This window comes from Clostridioides sp. ZZV14-6009 (assembly GCF_020658095.1).
GTDB lineage: Bacteria > Bacillota > Clostridia > Peptostreptococcales > Peptostreptococcaceae > Clostridioides.
Map to the genome: position 1 here is coordinate 51,276 of NZ_JAGWDG010000003.1, position 24,286 is coordinate 75,561.

20 protein-coding genes are annotated in these 24,286 nt (G+C 27.7%); 3 read left to right on the forward strand and 17 right to left on the reverse strand.

What is annotated here, in order from left to right:
- Nucleotides 1–151 precede the first annotated feature (151 nt).
- The 8 genes from ptsP to KGF36_RS06395 all read right to left on the reverse strand — a co-directional run bounded on the left by ptsP (nucleotide 152) and on the right by KGF36_RS06395 (nucleotide 9,658).
- Entirely contained in the window at nucleotides 152–1,864 is a 1,713-nt protein-coding gene (ptsP, locus tag KGF36_RS06360) for a phosphoenolpyruvate--protein phosphotransferase (protein ID WP_227842596.1), read from the reverse strand.
- A gap of 261 nt (nucleotides 1,865–2,125) precedes the next feature.
- Complete coding sequence (locus KGF36_RS06365) at nucleotides 2,126–2,386, reverse strand: HPr family phosphocarrier protein (RefSeq protein ID WP_227827528.1); 261 nt, start codon at nucleotides 2,384–2,386, stop codon at nucleotides 2,126–2,128.
- A 191-nt stretch (nucleotides 2,387–2,577) separates the two neighbouring features.
- A complete protein-coding gene (locus tag KGF36_RS06370; protein ID WP_227827529.1) occupies nucleotides 2,578–3,789 on the reverse strand; it encodes a patatin-like phospholipase family protein in 1,212 nt (403 codons plus the stop codon).
- A 230-nt stretch (nucleotides 3,790–4,019) separates the two neighbouring features.
- Complete coding sequence (locus KGF36_RS06375) at nucleotides 4,020–5,753, reverse strand: Eco57I restriction-modification methylase domain-containing protein (RefSeq protein WP_227827530.1); 1,734 nt, start codon at nucleotides 5,751–5,753, stop codon at nucleotides 4,020–4,022.
- Between the two features lie 39 nt (nucleotides 5,754–5,792).
- Nucleotides 5,793–6,191 carry an RrF2 family transcriptional regulator gene (locus KGF36_RS06380; protein ID WP_227434474.1) on the reverse strand — a complete coding sequence of 133 codons (399 nt, stop codon included), beginning with the start codon at nucleotides 6,189–6,191 and terminating at the stop codon, nucleotides 5,793–5,795.
- The gene (locus KGF36_RS06385; RefSeq protein WP_227827532.1) at nucleotides 6,191–7,741 is read right to left on the reverse strand and encodes a GGDEF domain-containing phosphodiesterase; all 1,551 of its coding nucleotides are present in this window, start codon (nucleotides 7,739–7,741) and stop codon (nucleotides 6,191–6,193) included. Before KGF36_RS06385 ends, KGF36_RS06380 begins: the two co-directional genes overlap by 1 nt.
- Nucleotides 7,742–8,065: 324 nt before the next feature.
- Nucleotides 8,066–8,890, reverse strand: coding sequence for an N-acetylmuramoyl-L-alanine amidase (locus KGF36_RS06390; protein ID WP_227827533.1), 825 nt, complete (start codon nucleotides 8,888–8,890; stop codon nucleotides 8,066–8,068).
- 123 nt (nucleotides 8,891–9,013) lie between these two features.
- The gene (locus tag KGF36_RS06395) at nucleotides 9,014–9,658 is read right to left on the reverse strand and encodes an undecaprenyl diphosphate synthase family protein (RefSeq protein ID WP_227842595.1); all 645 of its coding nucleotides are present in this window, start codon (nucleotides 9,656–9,658) and stop codon (nucleotides 9,014–9,016) included.
- A gap of 137 nt (nucleotides 9,659–9,795) precedes the next feature.
- On the opposite strand from KGF36_RS06395, the gene KGF36_RS06400 reads away from it, so the two are divergent.
- Nucleotides 9,796–10,266 (forward strand): DUF4358 domain-containing protein, encoded by a 471-nt coding sequence (locus tag KGF36_RS06400; RefSeq protein WP_227827535.1) that lies wholly within the window; start codon nucleotides 9,796–9,798, stop codon nucleotides 10,264–10,266.
- 138 nt (nucleotides 10,267–10,404) lie between these two features.
- Here the strand turns inward: KGF36_RS06400 and KGF36_RS06405 are convergent, their stop codons facing one another.
- Complete coding sequence (locus tag KGF36_RS06405) at nucleotides 10,405–11,193, reverse strand: HAD family hydrolase (protein ID WP_227827536.1); 789 nt, start codon at nucleotides 11,191–11,193, stop codon at nucleotides 10,405–10,407.
- 368 nt (nucleotides 11,194–11,561) lie between these two features.
- Between KGF36_RS06405 and KGF36_RS06410 the strand changes: the two genes are divergently transcribed.
- Nucleotides 11,562–12,518 (forward strand): LCP family protein, encoded by a 957-nt coding sequence (locus tag KGF36_RS06410; RefSeq protein ID WP_227854617.1) that lies wholly within the window; start codon nucleotides 11,562–11,564, stop codon nucleotides 12,516–12,518.
- 334 nt (nucleotides 12,519–12,852) lie between these two features.
- Nucleotides 12,853–13,818, forward strand: a complete 966-nt coding sequence (locus KGF36_RS06415) for an LCP family protein (RefSeq protein ID WP_227827538.1) — start codon at nucleotides 12,853–12,855, stop codon at nucleotides 13,816–13,818.
- Nucleotides 13,819–14,059: 241 nt separating this feature from the next.
- Here KGF36_RS06415 and KGF36_RS06420 read toward each other — a convergent pair whose 3' ends face one another.
- From KGF36_RS06420 to KGF36_RS06455, 8 genes are all read right to left on the reverse strand, one after another.
- Nucleotides 14,060–16,174, reverse strand: coding sequence for a cell wall-binding glycosyl-hydrolase Cwp19 (locus KGF36_RS06420; protein ID WP_227854618.1), 2,115 nt, complete (start codon nucleotides 16,172–16,174; stop codon nucleotides 14,060–14,062).
- Between the two features lie 299 nt (nucleotides 16,175–16,473).
- Nucleotides 16,474–17,178 (reverse strand): SH3 domain-containing C40 family peptidase, encoded by a 705-nt coding sequence (locus tag KGF36_RS06425; protein ID WP_227854619.1) that lies wholly within the window; start codon nucleotides 17,176–17,178, stop codon nucleotides 16,474–16,476.
- 201 nt (nucleotides 17,179–17,379) lie between these two features.
- The gene (locus KGF36_RS06430; RefSeq protein ID WP_227827541.1) at nucleotides 17,380–19,293 is read right to left on the reverse strand and encodes a polysaccharide biosynthesis protein; all 1,914 of its coding nucleotides are present in this window, start codon (nucleotides 19,291–19,293) and stop codon (nucleotides 17,380–17,382) included.
- 84 nt (nucleotides 19,294–19,377) lie between these two features.
- Entirely contained in the window at nucleotides 19,378–20,469 is a 1,092-nt protein-coding gene (locus KGF36_RS06435) for a glycosyltransferase family 4 protein (RefSeq protein WP_227842591.1), read from the reverse strand.
- Between the two features lie 5 nt (nucleotides 20,470–20,474).
- The gene (locus tag KGF36_RS06440; RefSeq protein WP_413894728.1) at nucleotides 20,475–21,842 is read right to left on the reverse strand and encodes a UDP-glucose dehydrogenase family protein; all 1,368 of its coding nucleotides are present in this window, start codon (nucleotides 21,840–21,842) and stop codon (nucleotides 20,475–20,477) included.
- Nucleotides 21,796–22,548 (reverse strand): glycosyltransferase family 2 protein, encoded by a 753-nt coding sequence (locus KGF36_RS06445; RefSeq protein WP_227842590.1) that lies wholly within the window; start codon nucleotides 22,546–22,548, stop codon nucleotides 21,796–21,798. The genes KGF36_RS06440 and KGF36_RS06445 overlap by 47 nt, the downstream gene beginning before the upstream one ends.
- A gap of 47 nt (nucleotides 22,549–22,595) precedes the next feature.
- On the reverse strand, nucleotides 22,596–23,504 hold the full coding sequence (locus tag KGF36_RS06450; protein ID WP_227827544.1) for a glycosyltransferase family A protein: 909 nt from the start codon (nucleotides 23,502–23,504) through the stop codon (nucleotides 22,596–22,598).
- 21 nt (nucleotides 23,505–23,525) lie between these two features.
- A complete protein-coding gene (locus tag KGF36_RS06455; protein WP_227827545.1) occupies nucleotides 23,526–24,275 on the reverse strand; it encodes a glycosyltransferase family 2 protein in 750 nt (249 codons plus the stop codon).
- Between the last annotated feature and the right edge of the window lie 11 nt (nucleotides 24,276–24,286).

A 24,286-nucleotide genomic window follows, 5' to 3' on the forward strand; every position in this document is an offset into this window, starting at 1 on the left:
ATTTTAATTTATAATAATAAAAAAGCCATAGCGTATAAAATAAACTATGGCTTTTCTTTACTTATTGAGTTATTCATATTATTTATAACATATCTACATGGATATTTTATATAATATAAGTTTGTAAATTACATATTATATATTTTATAAATTACATGTTAAAAGTTGTTTCAATATATCTTTTTATTTCTTCAGCAGTACCCATATTAAGTACTTCATCAGCTAATTTTTTCATATCGGCTTCTTTAACTGAAGTTATTAATTTTCTAGCAGGAAGTATTGATATTGGAGACATAGAAAACTCGTCTAATCCCATACCTAAAAGTATTGGTATCATTTTTTGGTCTCCAGCAGATTCTCCACACATACCTGCCCACTTACCTTCTTTATGTGCATTATCTATAACTGTCTTTATAAGTCTTAAAACAGCTGGATTAAATTGATTGTAAAGATAGCTTATCTTTTGGTTCATTCTATCAACTGCACAAGTATATTGGATTAAATCATTAGTTCCTATTGAGAAGAAATCTACATGTTTAGCAAGTACATCAGATATTACAGCAGCAGATGGTACTTCTATCATCATACCGATTTCTACATCTTTAGCATAAGCTATACCTTCAGAATCAAGTTCTGCTAACACTTCTTTTACAACTTCTTTAGCTTGTAATAATTCTTCTAAAGATGAAATCATAGGGAACATTATTCTCAATCTTCCATGAACACTTGCTCTATATAACGCTCTTAATTGAGTCTTAAATATATCTGTTCTATCTAAACAAAGTCTTATTGCTCTGTAACCTAAAAATGGATTCATTTCAGGTTCCATAGTCAAGTAACTTAACTCTTTATCTCCACCTATATCTAATGTTCTTATAACTATAGGTTTACCTTCCATTCCTTCTAATACAGCTTTGTAAGCTTCATATTGTATTTCCTCAGTTGGGAAAGAATCTCTATCCATATATAAAAATTCTGTTCTATAAAGACCAACACCTTCAGCATCATTCTTTATTAGACCTTCTATATCATTAGGAGTTCCTATGTTACCAGCTAATTCCACATGCTTCCCATCAAGAGTTACTGATTGCTTTCCTTTTAATAATTGTAATGCTTTTCTTTCTTCTTCATATTTAGCTTTTAACTCAGTATATTTGTTTATAGTATCTTCATCTGGATTAACGATTACTTCACCAGTATCTCCATTGAAAACTACAAAATCTCCATCTTTAACGTTTGAAGTTATATCACTTAGTCCAACGATTGCAGCGATTTCTAAAGTTCTAGACATTATAGCTGTATGAGAAGTTCTTCCACCTATATCAGTTAAAAATCCTAAAACCATTTTTTTGTTCATAGTTGCTGTATCTGATGGAGTTAAATCATGTGCTATTAATACTACTTCTTCACTTAAAGCAGATAAATCAACAACTTTGATTCCTAATATATGTCTAAGTATTCTATTTGTAACGTCTTTTATGTCTGCTGCTCTTTCTTTCATGTATTCATTGTCCATAGACTCAAACATGCTAACAAACATTTCTTTTATTTCATTTAAAGCATATTCTGCATTTACATTTTCAGTTTTGATTTTATCAATTGCAGAACCAATTAATTCTGGGTCTTCTAAAACTAATAAATGTGCTTCAAATATTTCTGCTTCTTCTTCTCCTAATTCTTGAGAAGCCTTTTCCTTAACTTTTATTAATTCTTCTTTAGAAACTACAACTGCATTTTCTAATTTAGCAACTTCCGCTTCAACATTATCTATAGATTTTTTCTCAATTACTAATTCACTATGCTCAACTACTAACGCTTTCCCTAAAGCAATACCAGGAGAAGCTCCTATTCCTTTGTAAGCCATAACCCTACCTCCTAAAAATATCTTCTGTATTTTGATTACAAATTTATAATTAAAAATATCTTACTTATTTCATCATTTAAAATATTTGTATTTTCATACCCAATTAACAATAATCTTAATCTTCTGATTAAATAAACATGAAAGTAACAAAGAAACTAAATATTTACAAACTTTTGTCTGTATATTTTTAATGTTTCTCTGTTACTTTTACTCTAAGCAATGATTAGATTATAAATGCCAAATTTTTAGAAACTATTATATCTACTCTCCAAATCCACTTTCAACTAATTCAACCATTGCTGCTAAAGCTACTGCTTCATCTTCTCCATTTACAACTAATTTTAATTCTTCTCCTTGAGCTAAACCTAAACTCATTATTCCCATGATTGATTTTGCATTTACAGTTTTGTCTTTTGCTACAACTTCTACTGTTGATTTAAACTCAGCAGCCTTCTTAACAAACATTCCTGCTGGTCTAGCATGTAATCCACTTGCATTTTTGATACTAACTACTTTTTCCATTTTTTAAATCCTCCTATAAACCTAACATTTTATATTTTTTAAAATTGTTTTCCTATTTTTTACTTTAATGGCACTTAGTGGTACTTTTTTGTCCTATGGTACTTTTTTGTTCCCACTAGTGCTACAAAAATATTATACTACTAATATACACTTTTTTCGAGTATAATTACAAATTTTTTTTTGTTTTTTATTTAACTTTGATTTTTTAAGTCTTTTATAATACAATTTGTCAATAATTTTGTGTTTTTGTTCTTTTTAATACTAATTTTAGGTCTAATTTCAAAATTTGATGCTAAATTCTTATTAGAATCAATATTTGTATTTACAACATCTATAACCTTGTTAAAATCATATAATTTTACCCTATTTATACTATTTTCTTCAAGTTTTTTCTCATATACACAGTAAAATAAATCTTTATATGAAAAATTTTTGGGTAAACCAAGTGTCTCACCAAGCTTTGGTATTACATTTTCCATAACAGTTCTAAGCGAAACATCTCTTTTTATATTCAATAAGTTACAAATACATTGTATTGTTTCATTACTCATTCTTCTAAATCTATCAAAACAATACTCTTCATCGTACTTATATTCTACATCAAAGTAATATTTAATACCATCGCATCTTTCATAAGCTTTCATAGTATCTAAATATCCTAATCGAATATTTTTTTCTACATTATCTCTATCTTTATTAAGAGAGCCACCTAAATATTCTGATGGTATTATGGTTTTTATATTTATATTCTGATGTTTGTTTAGGTTCATTTTTCCAAGAAAATCATCAATTAACCTAATTACAACAACATCTTCATATCCTTTATCTTCTAAAAGCCCTATTGGCATATTATCACAAAACATTCCATCCAAATACAATTTATCATCCATTACATTTGTTTGGAAAATAGGCAAACTAGAACTAGCAATTAAGTAGTCAACCAATCTCCCTTGTGGCATATCTTCTATATACAATGGATGAGGATTAATTTTTTTATCCCACCAAACCGTAACAAGTCCAAAGTCTTTTTTTGATTTTCTTATTATATCTTCATTTAATGTAGTTTCCATTAAGTGTCTTAATGGGCTTATATCTATACCTTCATTTTTTCTGGCTTTATTTATAAGTTCAAAAACTGCATTGATATTTTTCGTAGTGAAATCTACATTTTTAAATCTCTCATAGCTTTCTTTGTCAATATTCATAAAATGAGTATAATCATAGTTTAGCCAGATATCTTCCATTACCTCAATATCATTTTGAATTATATATGCTCCATTTAAAGCCCCAATTGATGTTCCTGTTACTCCTTGAAATTCTATACCAAGTTCTCTTAAAGCTTTATATGCGCCTATTTGATAAGCTCCTTTTGTTCCTCCACCTTCTAAAACTAATCCTTTCATATTATCACCTACTATTTAAAGCGTTCCTGATTTATATTCCTCAGCAAATATTAATTCAAAAAACTACTTTTAGTTATTGGAGAAAAATAAAATTGCACAAATTTATTTTTATTTTATCAAAAAAATATTCAAAAGTATATATTTTTAATATTTTTTATATGGTTAACTTTTTCTTTATAAATTTAGATAAATTATTAACATTCAACGTATTTTTTCATAGCCATATTTATTTATATACCCAAAGAATCTATTACTAATTTATCTATTTTTATCTGCAATTTTTCTACTTTTTCTTTATCTATTTTTTCATTTAATAAAATTGATATTATTTGTTTTGATAAATCCTCTATTTCTTCATAATTATTATCTCTAAAAATTCTTATCTTCATAACCTTATTAGGATAATAATCATATATATTTTTACTCATTTTTTTGGCTGTTATTTTAAAGTATTTATCATATACACTAGAATTTAAAATTCCAACTAAATATTCATATGAAAATTTATCTAAATACTCATCTTTTATGAAAAAAGAATATACATCTGCACTTGAAAAATTATTATCATAATCTATAGCAAATCTATTTTCTTTGGATTTATATGGATACATTATCTTTTTTCTTTCGAAAAAAAGCTTTTCTCTACCCCATTGAAGTTCATACCACTTTCTTATTCCACTTTTACATTCTCTTCTATTTTCTAATTTTGTCTTATATACTCCTATAATTTCATCAAGTATTTTCTTGTTTTTAACCTCATCATCTATATCATTTGAGTATATTAGCTTATATTCACTCTTCTCTACTACATACTTGTTTATATTTTTGCTTTTTATCCAATCTTTTAAAAGCTTCTCATCTACAAAATCTAATTTTGAATCCCCTTCACTTAAAATAAATGCTTTATCACATCCTGTAATTATACCTTGAAAGCTTACAGCTATATCTTCTAGGCTATATTTACCTTTTTCTTGTATTTTATTATAAAAAGATTCATTATCCTTATTTACAATTATCCATTCATCAGAAAGCAAGTTTTGATTTATATTAAAATATTCAAATTTACTACTGTTTAAAAGTTCTTCTAGTGTTTTAAATTTATTTATAGATACATCTTCATTCTTTATTCTAAATATATCTATAGGTGTATCATTCAATTTTTTTTTATTAAAAGTAAGAATGCAACTAGAAACACCTATGTTTTTAAATATATTTGCACCCAAAAAATCTACTATTTCTTTAATATTAACATTTGACTTAATATAATCTCTCAAATCTTTTCCCGATAAACTTTCTAAGAAATACCTTGGAGTTATAACACTTCCTGTTCCTCCACATTTTAAGATATCTATAATCTTTTTATAAAAACAAAAATATAAGTCAGCTTTATCTTTATAAACCTCACTGTATTTTTCTAAAAGAAATTTTTTATATTTTTTTTCAAGTTTTTTATGTCCAATATACGGAGGATTACCGACTATGTAATCAAACTTATATCGCCAGTTTTTCTTTAGACTATCACAACAAAATAGGTTGATTTTAATATCGTCATATTTTAAATCAGTTCTTGTCTTTTTGTTTTTTAAGCTATCTTTTAGTATATTTATAGCATTTTCATCAATATCAGCACCATATATACAATGGTTTAATATATGATTGTGTATATTATCAATCTTCCAATAATTTTCATCGTATTTATTTTTTAATTCATAAATATTTTTTTCAAATAAGTCATATAAAATATCATATACTTCTAAAAGAAAGTTTCCACATCCACAAGATATGTCAAGAATTCTCGGATATGGATTTTTAATTATATCGTGATTTCTCAAGGTTTTTTTAACAATATAATCGACAATGATTTTAGGTGTATAGTATATTCCACCTGCTTTTTTAGTATCTACATCTAAACTATTCTCATACTCTTTAGATAATAGAAAGTTATCTTGAGATATATCATCCATAACTGAAAACCTCCAACTATTAGCTAAGCTAAAAATTTATTATTCTAATATCTGTCTTATAGATTTTCTTGATAAAAGTTTATAGATTTCTTTTTCTATCTCTAGTAATTCCTGATTTACCTTGCAACCTTTTAAACAATTACTACAATTAGATACATATCTAGTACATTTATTTATATATATTTTCCCATCTATTATTTCTACAATCGTTCTCAAACTTATTGTATCCAATGATACATTTAACATGTATTTCTTTCCATCTTCTTTATTAAAAGTAAGTAAGTTATTTGCACAAAGTTTTCTAAGTAGTTTATATAATGTTAATATTGGTATATCTTCATTTTTTAATATTGTTTTGACATCTATTGGATTGTTTTCTCCATTATTAAATATAGCTCTTACAATTCTTATTGCATAATCTACGTCTTCTGAAATCATTATTCCACCTCCTCAACTGCCATATATTCTTTCAAAAGACTCTCTTCTAAACTTATATTACTTCTTCCAGTAAGAAGTTCCTTGTAACTACATTCATCTATTGGTTTAGAAAATACATAACCTTGTATAAAATTACATCCCATACCATTTAAAACTTTAACTTGTTCCATATCCTCTACACCTTCACATATAACAGTTAAATTTAAATCATGCGAAAGATTAACAATGGCTTTTATCATAACCTTTGTTTTTGAGTTAGTCACTATATCTAATATAAGTGACCTATCAATTTTTATAACATCTACTGGTATCCCCTTAAGATTGACAAAATTTGAGTTACCTATACCAAAGTCATCCAATGATATATTCATACCTAAAGATTTAATTTCATAAAGTCTCTCACTAATAAACTTTACATCATTTAAAGCTGTTGTTTCTGTTATTTCTATTTCTACAAGTTTTCTAGGAACATTATATGTATCAAACATTGACTTAAAAAAATCTACTAAATCATTCTTATAAAGTTCTACTCTAGATAAATTTATTGAAACTGGTAAAACATTTATCCCTTCTGAAATCCACTTATCAATAGTAATAAAAACTTCTTCAATCACCCATCTACCAATATTATTTATCAAACCACTTTTCTCAGCTATAGGTATAAAATTATTTGGAGCAACCATACCTAAAGTTGGATGAATCCATCTTATTAATGCTTCTGAACCTATAATTTTATTTGTTCTTGAATCAAATTTAGGCTGGTAGTGAATTATGAACTCTTTGTTTTTAATAGCTAAAAATAAATCTTGTTCTATTTTCATAAGTGATTTTATTTCTTTTTCCATAGCATCATCAAATTCCACATATTCTATATGCTTTAATCCTTTTGATTTAATTCTTGCCATATCAGCATTGTCTATAGCTTTTTTTATGTCAATTTCATTACTATTAAATTTATAAATACCAATAGAAGCTTCAATGTTTATATTCATTTTAAAACTATCTATCTGACTCAAGGTCACAATTTTATTTTTAATAAGGTTTACCAAATTATGAATCTTTTCATCTCTATCTTCAAGTTTTATTATTAATACAAAGACATCGCTTTTTAACTTTCCATAAATAGCTTCATTTCCAAAATAATTTTTTAAGTTGTTTGAGATATTGTCTAATACTTCATCCCCTAGCTTATAACCATATATATCATTTATAAGTTTAAGTCTACATAAATCAAAGCATGCTAACACACAATTTTCTCTCTTATTAGCAAATATATAGCTTTGAATATGTTCTAAAAAATTATCATTCTTAGTAATGTTTATAAGTTTATCTGAATTACTTGTGACATCTAAATTAATTTCATCTTCATATGTCTTAACCTTAAGGTATGAAATAAACATACTTATGCTAAATAAGATTAATAAAATCAAAATTTGACTCTTAATGTCTATTCCAATATGCCTTGTAAGTAAAACTATTCCTAAAATCCCAATTATAATAAAAACTATTTTATTTAACCAACAAATTTTCATTATATTTTTTTTATTCATATAAATTCCCCTATATTATTTTTTAAATTATTTTATGAGCAAACTTTTTCTATATTCTATATTAATTATAAGGCACAATTGATAGTAAATCAATCTAACTTAAAATCACATATAAATAACTCTATTTCTACGATTTTATTTCTCTATTTTTTGCAAATACCAACTAATTTTGACAAAAAAACTATGAAATCAGACATATATAAAGTAGTCTGTAGTTTCATAGTTCTTGAATCTAAATAGTATTTTTAGTATGAAATTATACTTTTAATATAATTCACACCTTTGTATTTTTAATTTAATTTTTACATTTAGATAATAATTAAATTATTTATTTCCCTTAGAATCCAAATATGAAAGTATACCTTGAACAATTCCCTCTGTAAGTTGCTCTTGATATTTCTCATTTATTATTTTTTGCTCTTCTGAAGGCGTTGTTAAAAAACCACACTCTATTAATATAGCTGGCATATTTGATTCTCTAAGTACTTCAAAATTATTTTCAATTATTCCTCTATCCCTTACTTTAACATAAGATACTATTGTACTTTGAACTGTTTGTGCAAGTTCTTTTGAGCCATCTGTAGCTTTATTTCTATACCATGTTTCTATACCTGTTGCTGTATTTCCATTTTTTTCTGCATTTAAGTGTATAGAAACAAGTACATCCGCAGAGCTATTTTTTGCTAAGTTTACTCTATCCATTAATGATACATATGTATCATCAGTTCTAGATACAACTACTTGAATGTCTTTTTGCTTAGCTAATTTATTTGCTAATTTCTTTGAAATTTGTAAAGTGAGGTCTTTTTCATATCTGTTACTAGTTTTACTTTGAGTTCCTTTATCATTTCCTCCATGACCTGGATCTATAAATACAGTATATTTTTTGTTTTTATTTTCATTTTCATCACCAAGGTCAAATTGTTCTGAGTCAACTTTTTGTTGTTGATTTGTTTTATTATTTTTATCCATCCCTTTGACCAAAGCTACTACACCTTGAGTAGCCTTAAATGCAATAAATAAAAATAACACTGTAAAGCAAATCAGTAGTACTAACTTTTTTTTATTTATTTTTCTTTTTTTTCTGTTCAGATGGCTGGTATTTTTAGATTTGTTTCTTGAATTATTGTTATTATTGCTTTTTGACATTTCTTCACCCTTCTTGGTATAGATTTTTACATTTTTTCATATTATTAGTGTTATTTTACCACCAAGAAGTTTTTTTTTCAATAATTTAAAATACTCTACAATCTAAAAACTGAAATTTCTTAATTATCCGCCTAGAGTGACATCTTGTGTATCATACCAACTAAAGGCATCTTTTATATCATCACCTTTGAAATCTGGCCAGTAATTATCTATAACATAAAAGTCTGCATAAATTGATTGCACAGGCAGGAAACCGCTTAATCTACGTCTTCCACCCCATCTAATTATCAAGTCCAGTCTTGACACATCAAATGACTGTATGTAATCCTGTATGTTATTCTTATTTACATTTTCTACCCCTGATATATTATTTAAATCCCAATACCATCCATAATTTACCAGTAAATTTGCTCTTATCTGTCCGTCTTTAGCTTGAATTCGATTTGTATATGGTAATAATTCTTCTGGGAACATTGGAGATTTTGTGTTTCCAACAACTAGTAAGGCTGCACCTTCTTCTATTAGTATATTTGCTGCATCAATACATGCTTTTGTAAACGCTTTAGTCTGAACTGATGGACGTCTTGTATTATCAGTTGTAAACCCATAAAAAGTTACTTCTTCACAACCTAAATCTCTACATAATCTATAAGATTCTAGTCCAGGATCTATTCCACTTTCATATCCTCTATCCTTTGTCATTCCATTTTGACTTGCCCATCTTCTATTTCCATCTGGTATAATTCCTACATGTTTTGGTACTCTCATTTCTAATCACCTCTTAATAGGTATTATTATCAAAATATTACATTATTAATCAAAACTGTAACATTAAATACATTTATTTTTATATAATTATGTAGTAAACTAAATTAAGATAGAGTTAAAAAACTTGGAGGTTTCTCATGAAAAAAATTTTAATGTTGTTTTTTTCAATAATCTTATCCTTTGGAATGGTTAGTTGTTCTTCAAGTAGCGATTATAAAAACGTTTCTACATCAAAAATTGAAAAAGCATTAAAGTCTTCTGATTTACTTATAAAAGAATCAAAAATTTTTGATGCAAAAGAATTTAATTATTTTAATGATGTGGAAGAAGACATTACACAAGGTTTTGTAATCAATTCTTCTGAAAAATTATATCTAGAAGATATCATTGTCATAAAAACTGATGATGTAAATAAAATCTATAAAACTCTAGAAAATTATAAAAAAGACATGATTCAAGCACCTTTTGGAGAAGGACATGGAGAAAAAAGCAATTCTGAAATAGCAAACAATACTATCGTTGAAAAAGCAGGTAAATATGTTTATTTGATTTCTGCTGAAAATGCATCTCAAATAGAGGAAAAGATATTAAGTATTATAAAAAAATAGATATTAGTTATCTAATATCTACCAAATATCAATGTAATTTTCATTTTAATAATATTGTTTAATGAAAATTACATTGATATTTCTTTATTTCAATTCCTTTAAAATAATCTTTTTCATTTAGACCCCCATCATAGATGGCTATCCAATTTTTATGACTTCTTTTATCTTATCTACAACACCATTTTCAGTATTTCTTTTTGCTCTGAATCTAGCAATTTCTTTCAAATACTCATTGGCATTCTCCATGGCATAGCTATGATAAGCACTCTTCATCATTTCTACATCATTCAATTGGTCACCAAATACCATAGTTTCTTCATATTTTATATCTAACATTCTTTGTACTTTTTTTATGGCACTTCCTTTATTTGCACCTTTTGCAGTTAAATCAAGCCACTCTACCCCAGAAATACATACTTGAGCTCTATCAGAAAACTTGTCAAAGTAGATACTATTGTTATGTTCTGCACCTTTGAAGTCAAATATGGCTATCTTTAATATATCACCTTCTACTTTAGTCAAGTCATCTACAACTTTAAACTTTGCATAGTAAGTACTAACTTCTTCTATAAACGCTTCATCTTTGCTCTCTATATAGGCGTATTTTTTACCACTCATTACAATTTTTTTCCCTTTTATACTTCTTGTTGCCTCTATGATTTCATTTACTAACTCTTTATCCAAAGGATTTGATAATATTTCTTTTCCTTTATATACTACTAATGTTCCATTTTCTGAGATAAACATCATATCATCTTTTATATCTTCAAATTTTTTTATAAGATTTTGATACTGCCTGCCACTTGCAGCAGAAAACATTATCCCCCTCTCTCTTAATTTTTTAAATACTTTATAAAACTCTGGATTTATTTCGCTCTTTTCATCTAACAAAGTTCCATCTAAGTCTGTTGCTATTAATTTTATCATACATTTCCTCCCCCAAATTATATAATTTATAATTATTTTTTATTAATTTTTATCAGTTTAATTTTTCAATTCCTATTATACACCAAAAATTCTAAATTACAATTTACACCTTTTGTAAGATAATATAACTACATTCAGGAAAATATTTTTTTCAATATATACATCAACTTATAAAAATTTAAATCTTTATATAATTATATTCCAAGAAAATTAATAATAACTACACGCTTCCTTCTATAAAATATTATAAAAATAATTATATTATGACAAACTTATGCTAATTTATTGTGTTTTTTATTGCTTATGTAACAATTTTTTAATATAATTAACTATGTGTAATTAAAAAATTTAGAAAGTAGGGGATATTATTGTCAGGACTCAAAAAGTTCGTTATATTTCTAGCCCTTTTAGTCATAGCATTTCCTGTTAGTGTATACGGATATGTTTTTACTAAATTAAAAACTATCCAAGATGATAGTATAAATACAGAGGCTCTTAGCAGTAATGACTATAAAAATGAAGAAGATATTACAAATATATTATTATTAGGTACAGATGCAAGACCAGGTGAAGAAGTTTCTCGTTCTGATGCCATGATGATATTAACTATTGATAATAAAAATAAAAGTCTTAAATTAACTTCATTAAATAGAGATACGTATGTCAACATACCAGGACATAGAGAACAAAAATTAACACATGCTTATGTATATGGTCAAGCTAATTTATTAATAGAAACTATAGAAGAAAATTTCCAACTCGATATACAGAATTATGCTGTAGTTGACTTTTTTTCTTTTATGGATATAGTTGATGCTCTAGGAGGGGTTACTGTTACAGTTGATAAGAGTGAAATAAGAGAATTAAACAAATTTATACCTGAAACTTACAAATGGAATAAAAACTCTGACAAAGGCTCTCTTGAGTATATAAGAAGTTCAGGCGAGCAAAAACTAAATGGATATCAAACACTTGCATTTTCTCGTATAAGAAAAAATGATAGTACAGATGAGAGAGATAGAAGACAAAGAAGTGTTATACAAAGTTTAATAAATGGTGTTAAGGATTTACCAGTTACCAAATATCCTAATCTAGTTAATACTATACTTCCATATGTTAAAACTAATATGAGTCCTAATGAAATAATTTCTCTAGGAACAAAACTTTTAAGTATTGGAAACTTAGACTTAAAATCAATGGAATTCCCTCTTTCTACTGAAAATGGTAGAAAAATTGGTAGTGCAGGCTATGTAATTCCTTTTGAAGAATATGAATTAGATGCAATGCACGATTTCATATTTGAAGATATTATGGTTGAAGAGTAAAATATTTATTTAAAGTAATAAAAAATCATGTACAGAATTTGACAGTAAGTACATACCTTTCAAGAAGCAAATTATTTTGTAATTGACAGGTGTGTACTTATTTTTATTGTAAAAAATATACAAACCCTATTTTTCTTTAAAATTTTAATTAATTTTTTACATGATATACTACACATACTTTTAATTATATATAAATTGACAAATTTTCTTATAAATTATATCATTGTCTTTTTTTTGTAACTGAAACAAGTATTGAATATATCTCAATACTTTAATATAATTAAGTGTATGCTATTAAAAAATATACAGGAAAAAGAAGAAAGAAGGGGTACTTTTGTCAAAATTAAAGAAATTTGTTATACTACTGGCTTTCTTGGTAGTAATATTCCCTATAAGCGTCTATGGATATTTTTATTATAAATTATCTACTATTCATGACTCGAGCATAAATAGTGATTTATTAAATAATAATGACCATAAAAATGAAAATGGAATAACTAACATACTACTTATGGGAACAGATGCTAGACCAGATGAAGATTCTTCAAGGTCAGATGCTATGATGATATTAACTATTGATAACAAACATAATGATATCAAACTTACATCATTGGCTCGTGATAGCTATGTAGACATCCCTGGTCATGGTAAACAAAAACTTACTCATGCCTATGCTTATGGACAAGCTGATTTGTTAATACAAACAATTGAAGAGAACTTTAATGTTGATATTCAAAATTATGCTTGTGTTAATTTCGAATCATTTATGTATATAATTGATGCTATTGGTGGCGTTGAAGTTACAATTGAAAAAGGAGAAATAAGTGAATTAAATAAATTTATTCCTGAAACTTATGGTTGGAATAAAAGTGATGATAAAGGTAGCATACAATATATTAGGAAATCTGGAGTACAAACTTTAAATGGATATCAAGCATTATCTTTTGCACGTATCAGACATAATGATACTGCCTTTGCAAGAGATGGAAGACAAAGAGAGATTATACAAGCTATAATCAAGAAAACAGAAACTTTACCTGTTACTAAATATCCAAGTTTATTAGATGCTGTTCTTCCATATGTTAAAACTAATATGAAGCCTAATGCAATACTTTCTCTAGGAGCTCAAGTTTTAAAAATGGGCGACTTAAATATTAAACAATTTGAATTCCCTATTGATGATGAAATTCATAGTACAGGTGGTATATATGGAAAAGCTGGTTGGGTTCTTAGATTTGACCCAGATACTTTAGATATATTACACGATTTTATATTTAATGATATAGAATTTAAACAATAATAACAATAAAAAACATTTAACGCAAATATTATTATAGAATATAAGATTAAATATATAAAAAGAACTATATTACATAATTATTTTCAAGTTATTATCCATGCTTGATTATAAAATGTATATAGTTCTTTTTTTACTTTCTACTTTAATTTAATACTTTTTAATTTAACATTTTCCAATTTGATACTTTTATTTTAATTTGCCTTTATAGCATTTATAATATAGTATCTTTATTAAATTCTTACTATTGAACTAGGTTTAATAAACTGTTTAATGCAGTTTGATTTATTCCATCTCCAGCTTCATATACTAGGCTTGTCTTTTTAGGCTCTAGAGCAGTTTTCTGAGCAGATGTTACACTATTTCCAAGCATAACTACTGGTGATTTTAATTTTGCTGCTAAAGGTCCTGATGTTAATGCATCTACTAACTGATTACTCTTACTTACAAACATTGATGAATATTCAGCATTTGGATAGAATTTCTGTATTACTTTTCCATTTGTTTCTTCTCTATTTTCTCCAGCTATTCTATTTTTAGATACATCATTTGTAATAACTTTATCTAATTTATTTATTACTGAATCAGATATACTTAAATTACCACCTATAAAATATGCATCTTTTACATTTAAATCTGATACCCAATTATAGATTTCATCACTTACATTATCTTTTGATACTAATACGATTGGCTGTTTTTCTTCTCCTGCTTTTGAAGCTATAGAAAGAGAATCTGCTTCACCTGTACCACTTGTTATATATAGTTTGTCTACTGGATTAGTCTTTGCTAATTCTTTTGCTATTAAAAGAGATGTGCTATATCTATCTGAGCCACCCACTCTGTTTATTGATACATTTGATAATGTATCTTTTATCTCACTTTCAACTTTATCTCCAATAGAATTATTTCCTCCTATTAAGATAACTTTACTTGGATTAAGTCTTTTTATTTCATTTTTAGTAGATGTTGGTATATCACCCTTATTTACTAATAATATAGGTGCATCATTTGCAGTAGCAAGTGGAGTTGATGTTATACCATCGACTATAGAATATCCATTTACTAATACTACTGTATCTGAATTTGTAGCCCATCCTTTTTTACTTATTGCAACTGCTGTATCATATCTTTCAGCACCTCTTAATTTTTCCACCTTGACATTAGATGGTGGAGTCACTGGCTGTTCATTACTGTCAGAGTACAAGCTCTTTAAATCATTTTGTATAGATGTACTATTTGCTATATCTTTAGCTGAAAAATACATACTACCCTTTATTTCACTATATTTTCTATTTAATGTTACTTGCTTCACTATTTCTTTTGCTATGTTTTGCCCATTATAACTTGATTGCCCTTGTTTATATATACCTTGTCCTATGTATAAGTCTACATTTGTTCCTTTTACTTCATTTGCCCACCATGAAACTAATTTAGAGTAGTCTGCGGCTTTAAGACCAATTGGCCAGTAAAGTTGTGGAACTACATAATCAACTAATCCTTGTTTTATCCATGCTCTTGTATCTGCATATGTACCTACATAACTTTCATTACCTGATGTATCTGAACCTGTTGGGTCACTACTCTTGTTTCTCCATATTCCAGCTGGACTCACACCAAATACAACTTCAGGCTTTATACTCTTTATAGATGCCTTTACATCTCTAAGTAGAGTATTTACATTTTCTCTTCTCCAATTGTCTTTGTTTTGTCCTTGTCCATATTTTTGATATGTAGCAGTATCGTTGAAACTTACTCCTGGATAGAAATAATCATCAAAATGAACACCATCTATATCATAATTTTGAACTACCTCTGTTATACTATCAACTATGTACTTTCTAACTTCTGGTAAACCTGGGTCATAGTAATACTTATTTCCATGTTTAACTACCCAACTTGGATTTTTCTTTGCTGGATGGTTTGCTGGCAATTTATCTATGCTCTCATCTGCCATAGTTATTCTGTATGGATTAAACCATGCATGGAATTCCATTCCTCTTTTATGTGCTTCTTCTATTAAAAATGGTAATGGGTCATATCCAGGGTCTTTACCTTGAGTACCTGTAAGATATTCAGACCATGTGTTTATCTTTGATTTATATAAAGCATCTGATTTTGGTCTTACTTGAACCACTGCTGTGTTTATTCCTGCACTTTTTAATTTGTCTAATAAGTCTGTGTATTCCTTTTTTTGCTTGGCTTCATTATTTTTAGTCTTAGGCCAATCTAAGTTATAAACTGTAGATATCCAAGCAGCTCTCATTTCCTTATCATTTGACGAATCAGCAAATGAACTTACACTACACATTGTAAGTGTCATTACCAACGATAATAGTAATATACTTGTCTTTTTCATTTCATCCCCCTTAATTTCTTAAATTTATTTTTTTCTACAATATACTCCTTACTAAGTATATCTAAAGTTCATATTATCTGTCAAATATTGAATAATATAGTTAATATTTATATTTAATATTTAATTATAATATGAAATAATTTATTATAAAAAAAACAGCAAAGAAATTTATATTCTTTGCTGTTTTTATAACGTTCATCACTATTTTAATATTAATTAATACTTCACTTTCTATGTAAAACATTAAACATAACTATATTTAATGTTAATATTCAATCCTATGTAAATTAAATCTATTATTATTGTAAAACACGTGTAGCAGTTATAAGTCTTCTAGCATAATTAGTTCCTGGAGCCATACTAGTAACTTTTACTACATCTCCTGTTTGTGGTGAATGTATAAATTTAGAATCTCCTATATACAACCCAACATGATTTATTGAACCACCTGAACCAAAGAAAACTAAATCTCCTGCTTTTAATTCTGCTCTAGATACTTTCTTTCCTACTGTTGCTTGTGATCTTGATACTCTTGGTAAATTAACTCCTGCTCCATTTTTGTAAACATACGAAGTGAACCCAGAACAATCAAAAGAGTTTGGTCCAGTTGCTCCCCATCTATATGGTTTACCTTGTTGCTTAAATGCTAAGTTTAAAACATTTTGTACCTTTGCGTCTACATTTCCACCTTCAATAGTTAAATAATCTCCATTTACCCATCCTGTAACATTGTCAACTGTTCTTATTTTTATCCATCCATTTGAATGTAGTTCTAAAACTTCAACTTTGTCACCTGTGTTTATCTTTCCTACTATTGCATCATTTGCACTAGCTCCACTTCTCATGTTTAAGAAATCACATTGATCTACTGTCGCATTCATAGGTGAATTAGATAACTCTGCTGCACTAGCTGTTATTGCTCCTGCCTCTACTGTAACAACTCCTGCTATTAACACCATTGCTATAAATTTTTTCAATATATGTTTTTTATTTTTAATATTCATCATAATCTCAAATACCTAATCCTTTCGAAAATTTAACATTTTGTTCCTTCATTTCCAATTCCTAATTAACATTCTAACTTACATCAAAATAAATTGCAACCTTTTTTGTAATCTTTTTGTAATCTTTTTGTAATCTTTTGTTTCTTTTTAGTATCTATTTGTTTCTTTTTGCTCCCCCTGGTTACAAATTAGAAATATATTCTACTTCTCTCGAGTTGTTGCAATTTCTTTGATATTAGCATCTTCTGGTTTAATGTAAGTTGGTACTAATTTTCTCATGACACCATCTATTTTTTCAGTTTCTTCATTGTTTGTAATTTCTTTTAAAAGTTTTAAGTATTTTGTTATTTTTTCTCTATCAACATCTATTGGCCTACCAATAAAAATCTTTTTATGCTCTGTATCTAACAGACCTTCTTCTGACATAAGAAGTTCTTCATACAATTTTTCTCCTGGTCTAAGACCAGAAAATTCAATTTTTACATCAACATCTGGTTCAAGCCCACTAAATTTTATTAAATTTTTTGCTAAATCCAATATTTTTACAGGCTCTCCCATATCAAGTACAAATACTTCTCCACCTTTAGCCATAGCTCCAGCCTGTATAACAAGCCCTACAGCCTCTGGTATTGTCATAAAATATCTAATAATATCTGGATGTGTAACAGTTACTGGTCCACCATCTTCAATCTGCTTCTTAAAAAGGGGAATTACACTTCCATTACTTCCAAGTACATTTCCAAATCTAACTGCAACAAACTCAGTCTGACTTTCATCATTCATTGTCTGTATAATCATCTCGGCAGCTCTTTTAGTAGCTCCCATTATATTTGTCGGATTTACAGCTTTGTCTGTAGATATGAGGACAAACTTCTTAGCTCTATATTTTGAAGATAAACCTGCTATATTTAAAGTTCCAAATATATTATTCTTTATAGCCTCACCAGGGCTTGACTCCATAAGAGGAACATGTTTATGAGCTGCTGCATGGAATACCACTTCTGGCTTATATTTATTAAATATTTCATCCATTCTTTTTTCTTCTCTTATTGAAGCTATTATTGCTTTTAAATCCAACTTATTTTTATATTTTCTAAGCAATTCTTGCTGTATTGCATAAGCATTATTTTCATAATTATCAACTATAATAAGCTCTTTAGGATTAAACCCTGCAATCTGTCTGCAAAGCTCTGAACCAATTGAGCCTCCTCCTCCAGTTACAAGGATTACTTTTCCTTCAATATAGTTACTTATCTCTTTTAAATTTGTTCTTATAGGCTCTCTACCCAATAAGTCTTCTATTTCTACCTCTCTAATCTGTTTTATATCAACTTTTCCATCTATAATTTCATAAATTCCTGGTATTGTCTTTATTTTACAATTAGTATTCTTACACATATCAATAATTTCTTTTTTTCTGTGTTTTTCTATGTTGGCAATAGAAAAAATTATTTCATCTACTTTATATTCTTCAACTATATCATTTATCTTTGAAGTTGTTCCTACAATCTTTACATTATGAATTATTCTTCCGATTTTATTTTTATCATCATCGATTATAGCTACTGCTACTTTTTTAAGTTCTGGATTTCGCTTTAATTCTTGTATAACCATCTCTCCAGCATCTCCTGCTCCAATTATAAGAATGTTAGAAACCTTCCCTCTAGAGTATGTCTTATTCATGACTATTCTTATAGCCCTGTAGCCTATTCTCACTCCACTTGTAAACATTATAATAAATATCGTATTTAATACATAAAGCATTATAGGATAATCGAGTCCCAATATTCTATTTATCACATAAGCTGGAATTAGATAAGCTAAAGTTGCAATAAAAATCGAAATAATTTCTTCTTCTCCTGCATATCTCCACAATGTGTTGTAACACTTAAACAATCTAAATGACACTATATGGAGTCCAATATATATACAAACTGAAATTATTACATTATTAACATTGAATACATCTAAATTGCCTGTCAAACTCAAAGACATTCGAAATGCTACTAGCACGCTACAAATATCTAGAATTAATAATGATAGTTGTCTAAATTTATATTTTTTTAAAAGCTTATTAAAAAAGCTTTCTTTCTCTAAATCTATACTTTCTCGCATAACTAGAAGCCCTCCATTAAACAGCAAAAGCTACGCACCTAAGCATAGCCAACAACATCTATCTTTTGCTGTATTTTTCAATTCTTATTTTTTATATTTATCTAATATAGAGTCGTATATTTTTTCTATATCATTAAAATTTAAATTAACTTCATAATTTTCTCTAACAAACTTACGCCCTTTTTTACCCATATTAAGTCTAAGCTCATCATTTTCCATTAGTTTTATTATAGCATTTTTTATTTCTTCTGCTTGCTTTGGCTCTACAATTAGCCCCGTTTCATTTTCCAATACAGATTCTGGATGCCCACCTACATTTGTAACAATAACAGGAACTTCACAAGACTCTGATTCTATTGCAGCTACACCAAAACCCTCTCTCAAAGAAGGAAATACTGTTACATCAAAAGAATTAAAAGTCTTACTGACATCCTCTGGAGATATTCTACCTAAAAATTGAACATTATCTTCCACGCCTAATTCCTTAGTCAGATTCACTAAGTTATCCATTTGACTTCCAGAACCACCTATTTTTAAAATTATTTTCTTTTCTTTATATTCATCTTTCAACATCTTAAATGCTTGTACTAAATATTCAATTCCATATTTTTTTTCCAAACTCTTTATAATTCCTATTACAAAAGCATCTTCTTTTTCTACTTCCATAGGTTTAAATCTATCCATATCTACTCCGAAAAAGGTTACATCTACATGCTTAGTTGTATATTTATTAGCTTCTTTAGCCATGTCTCTACTATTTGAAAATATATAATCTGCTTTTCTAAAGTTATGTTTTATAATTTGTTTTTGTATAAAACCATTGTTTGGGAAATCATAAATATCAGTACCCCAAACAGAAATAATATATGGATGATACCCAAGTAAACTACCTATAAATCCATAACTACTTGCATATTGTGCATGAAGTATATCTGGCTTTATTTCATTTACTAGTTTCTTTATTTGTTTTATTGAACCTAAGTATCCTGTTTTTTTAGAAATATTTTCATTTTTCAGTTCTTCTACATTAGAACCAAAGTCATAAATTTTAATTCCTTCCATGTGACCTCCATTTAAAGAGATAACATGAATGTTGTATCCTTTATTTTTAAAAAAACTACACCATTTTAAAGTATGAGGATTTGACCCATCAGCCAAATAACAAACAGTCTTCATAATATTTACCTTCCTATCGAATAATACTCAATACCTAGTTCTTTCATATCTTCAAGCTTGTAACAATTTCTTCCATCTAGAACTAAAGGATTTTTCATCTTTTCCTTATACTTATGTATATCATAATTTAAGACATCTTTCCACTCTGTCATTATAAAACATATCTCTGCATCTTCTATTGTATCATCTATAGATTTAGCATAAAGTATAGAATCCCCAAATATTTTCTTAGTATTTTCAACTCCTATTGGGTCAAATGCAGTAACTTTTGCTCCTCTTTCAAGTAAATATTTTATATTTGGAATAGATGGGGCTTCTCTTATATCATCAGTATCTGGCTTAAATGTTAATCCTAAAACAGCAACTTTCATATCTTGAAAGCTCTCTACTAGTTTAGATGCCTTTCTAACTAATTTAAGTTTTTGACTTTCATTCACTTCTATAGCAGCCTTTACTGTTTTTAATTCATAACCGTTATGCTCAGACAGCCAATGAAGGGCTTTTGTATCTTTAGGGAAACAAGAACCTCCATAACCTATACCTGCTTTTAAGAATTTACTTCCTATTCTATCATCATAACTCATTCCTAAAGCGACATCTTCCACATTAGCACCTGCTATCTCACAAAGATTTGCAATATCATTCATAAAAGATATCTTAAGTGCTAAAAAGTTATTTGATGCATATTTTATCATTTCAGCACTATTTCTATTAGTTACTATTATAGGTTGATTAAAAGGTTTATAAATTTCTTCCAGTATTCCTCTTGCCCACTCACTTTCCACTCCTATAACAATTCTTGAAGCATGTAAAGTATCTCTTACTGCACTACCTTGTGATAAAAACTCTGGATTAGATGCAAGTTCAACTTTTACATCATTTTTTAAGTTTTTATTTATATAATCTTCTATTTCTTCATTTGTTCCAATTGGTACTGTAGATTTTATTACTACTAAAGTATCTTTTGTTACAGTTTCAGCTATTTGCTTTGCAACTGCCTTTATATAATCTAAATTAGCTGAACCATCACTTCTTTCTGGAGTTCCTACAGCTATTAGTATTATATCTACATCTTCATAAGCTTTTTTATAATCTGTAGTATAATCTATTCTTCCTTTTTCATAATTTCTAACCATAAGTTCTTCTAGGCCTTCTTCATATATAGGTGCTATCCCAAGTTGCATTGATTTAACTTTATGTTCATCTATATCAACACAAATTACATTTTCATTGCCTACCTCTGCTAGACAAACACCTGTTACTAGCCCTACATATCCAGTCCCAGCTATAGCTATTTTCATTTTTTTACCTCCAAGTATATAAAACTTATACTCTTTTTTTAATGGCATTAAAAACATAGAAACAAAATACATATAGGCTTTTTGGTAAACTTAAATTTTCAACATTTCTATAGGTATTCCAAGTTCGTTTTAATGCTTTTATCTTATTGCTTGATATAGAATTTCCAACTAGCCTATAATTCACTAAATCTTCTTGAATTCCATATGCATATTTTTCCTTTTTAAGTAATTGTAACCAAGTTGCAGTATCTTGTCCTCTTCTTACTAAAGGCATACTAAATTCACCTATGACATCCCTATCGATGACTACAGTAGAACACCCTATTATAGTATTTTTAAGTAATCCTTCATAGTCAATCTTTTTAGGTGCTCTTGCAACTTTACTCGTTTTTGTTCCATCTTGTCTCATATATCTATAAGATGTAAAAGAAAACCCGATATTTTCTTTTAACATATGTCCTATCTGAATTTCTAACTTTTTACTATCCCATAAATCATCACTATCTACAAATGCAATAAATCGCCCTTCCGCATTTTCAATACCAACATTCCTAGATACTGCAGCTCCAGAATTTTTTTCAAGCTTTATATATTTTATTCTAGCATCTTCTTTTTGAAAACTTTTTATAATTTCACTTGAATTGTCCTTAGAACAATCATCCACTAATAAAAGCTGCCAATTTTTATAAGTTTGATTTTGGATTGACTTTATTGTCTCTGATAAAAACTCTTCTGAATTATATACAGGAGTAATTATCGATACTAAAGGCTCATTCATATTTTTACTCTCCTTATATAGCAACTAGCAGTACTATACCAACAAGTTTACTTAGATACTAACTTTCTTTGTCCAATATATTTGTAATATCCTAATGGGAACAACACTAAATACAATAATTTATCAGATATTTTTTTGATTTCGCCAAAATAATGACTGTCAGATAACAATGAGTATCTAGCTAAATTTATGTAATTCTTTATCCACATATATGGATATCTACCTAAAGGATATGTATTTTGATTTATTAAATATAAAAACTCTAATGCTCTACCTTTTAATGCATTTTTATTTAATATATTCTTAGTCAAACCATCATCCAAATAATCTCTTATTATCATAGGTTTGTTTACACATTTAACTTTATAGTATTTAGACATTTCATTCCATACTACACTTTCTGGTAAAAATCTCACTTCTTTTCTTTCTGGAAAAGGAAATTTTATAAGCTCATCAGTTACAAATACTATGCTTTTATCTCCCTTAACACCATATTTAAAATATAGGTCTGCAAAGTGACATATTTTTTTATCCTCAGGCATTTCTGTGCCTATTAAATCTCCGCTTGGGTATACACAAAGTCCAACAACCCCACTAAATCCTTCTTTATTTTCTACAGAATTCCATTCATCATTAGCAATTTCAAGAGAATCTTTAATTAAACCATCATCACTATCTACAATGAAAAATAGTTCTCCATCTGCATTTTTCACACCTAGATTTATTGCAGTATGTTTTCCTCCATTTTCTTTGTATATATATCTTATATTTAATTTATCTTCTGATATAAATTTTTCAACTAATTCTTTAGTACCGTCGCTACTTCCATCATCGACAATCAACCATTCAAAGTCGTTGAAATCATATGTTTGAGCTTTTAAATCATTGTACAAATTTTCAAGTAAATGAGCTCTATTGTATGTTGGAGTAAATACAGTAAATTTATATTTATACATTAATTAAATCTTCCTCTCTATCTAACTTTTTTTAATTCCATTTATTCCATAATTAATAAAGTAGTATATAGCTTTGTATAGAGGTATTTTTTCTATATTTCTATATATATTCCAAGTCCACATAGCAGCCTTTATCTTATTACCACTAAGGGAGTTACTAGATTTTCTATATAATGCTAAAACTTCATTTATTCCATGAGCAATATGTCCTCTTTTCAATATAGATAACCACAAGACATAATCTTCATGTCTTACACCACTCATCTTAATTTCAAAATCCAGTTTAGACTTATCAATTACAACAGTAAGACATCCCAAAATATTTCCCTTTAATAACCTTCTGTAATCCACATTAGGAGGCACTTTTATTACTTTATTTAACTTTTTATCATTTTCGTCCATCAGTTCATATGAAGTAAATGAGATTACATAGTCATTTTCTAACATAAAGTTTACTTGTTTTTCTAACTTACTACTATTCCACTGGTCATCACTATCTAAAAAAGCTATAAATTGTCCTGTCGCATTACTTAATGCTAGATTTCTAGCATTAGAGACACCCTTATTAGTCTCAGTCTTTATGCATTTTATTCTACTATCCTGTTGCATATAAGATTTGACTATATTAGGACTATTATCTGTTGAGCAATCATCAATAATTAACATTTCCCATTCTTGATAAGTTTGGTTTAATACTGATTTTATGGTTGCTTCAATAAATTTTTCAGAATTATACATGGGAGTAATTATAGATACTAAATTCTTCTTCATATTACCTTCCT

What these genes read in the sequence shown, in the direction of transcription:
- KGF36_RS06405 (WP_227827536.1), bottom strand. Translation starts at nt 11,193, where the DNA reads ATGATAAAATTAATAGCAACAGACTTAGATGGAACTTTGTTAGATGAA.
- KGF36_RS06370 (WP_227827529.1), bottom strand. Translation starts at nt 3,789, where the DNA reads ATGAAAGGATTAGTTTTAGAAGGTGGAGGAACAAAAGGAGCTTATCAA.
- KGF36_RS06455 (WP_227827545.1), bottom strand. Translation starts at nt 24,275, where the DNA reads ATGAAGAAGAATTTAGTATCTATAATTACTCCCATGTATAATTCTGAA.
- ptsP (WP_227842596.1), bottom strand. Translation starts at nt 1,864, where the DNA reads ATGGCTTACAAAGGAATAGGAGCTTCTCCTGGTATTGCTTTAGGGAAA.
- KGF36_RS06425 (WP_227854619.1), bottom strand. Translation starts at nt 17,178, where the DNA reads ATGAATATTAAAAATAAAAAACATATATTGAAAAAATTTATAGCAATG.
- KGF36_RS06375 (WP_227827530.1), bottom strand. Translation starts at nt 5,753, where the DNA reads ATGGATGATATATCTCAAGATAACTTTCTATTATCTAAAGAGTATGAG.
- KGF36_RS06365 (WP_227827528.1), bottom strand. Translation starts at nt 2,386, where the DNA reads ATGGAAAAAGTAGTTAGTATCAAAAATGCAAGTGGATTACATGCTAGA.
- KGF36_RS06430 (WP_227827541.1), bottom strand. Translation starts at nt 19,293, where the DNA reads ATGCGAGAAAGTATAGATTTAGAGAAAGAAAGCTTTTTTAATAAGCTT.
- KGF36_RS06395 (WP_227842595.1), bottom strand. Translation starts at nt 9,658, where the DNA reads ATGAGAGTACCAAAACATGTAGGAATTATACCAGATGGAAATAGAAGA.
- KGF36_RS06420 (WP_227854618.1), bottom strand. Translation starts at nt 16,174, where the DNA reads ATGAAAAAGACAAGTATATTACTATTATCGTTGGTAATGACACTTACA.
- KGF36_RS06400 (WP_227827535.1), top strand. Translation starts at nt 9,796, where the DNA reads ATGAAAAAAATTTTAATGTTGTTTTTTTCAATAATCTTATCCTTTGGA.
- KGF36_RS06380 (WP_227434474.1), bottom strand. Translation starts at nt 6,191, where the DNA reads ATGATTTCAGAAGACGTAGATTATGCAATAAGAATTGTAAGAGCTATA.
- KGF36_RS06450 (WP_227827544.1), bottom strand. Translation starts at nt 23,504, where the DNA reads ATGTATAAATATAAATTTACTGTATTTACTCCAACATACAATAGAGCT.
- KGF36_RS06385 (WP_227827532.1), bottom strand. Translation starts at nt 7,741, where the DNA reads ATGAATAAAAAAAATATAATGAAAATTTGTTGGTTAAATAAAATAGTT.
- KGF36_RS06435 (WP_227842591.1), bottom strand. Translation starts at nt 20,469, where the DNA reads ATGAAGACTGTTTGTTATTTGGCTGATGGGTCAAATCCTCATACTTTA.
- KGF36_RS06390 (WP_227827533.1), bottom strand. Translation starts at nt 8,890, where the DNA reads ATGTCAAAAAGCAATAATAACAATAATTCAAGAAACAAATCTAAAAAT.
- KGF36_RS06440 (WP_413894728.1), bottom strand. Translation starts at nt 21,842, where the DNA reads ATGTATTTTGTTTCTATGTTTTTAATGCCATTAAAAAAAGAGTATAAG.
- KGF36_RS06445 (WP_227842590.1), bottom strand. Translation starts at nt 22,548, where the DNA reads ATGAATGAGCCTTTAGTATCGATAATTACTCCTGTATATAATTCAGAA.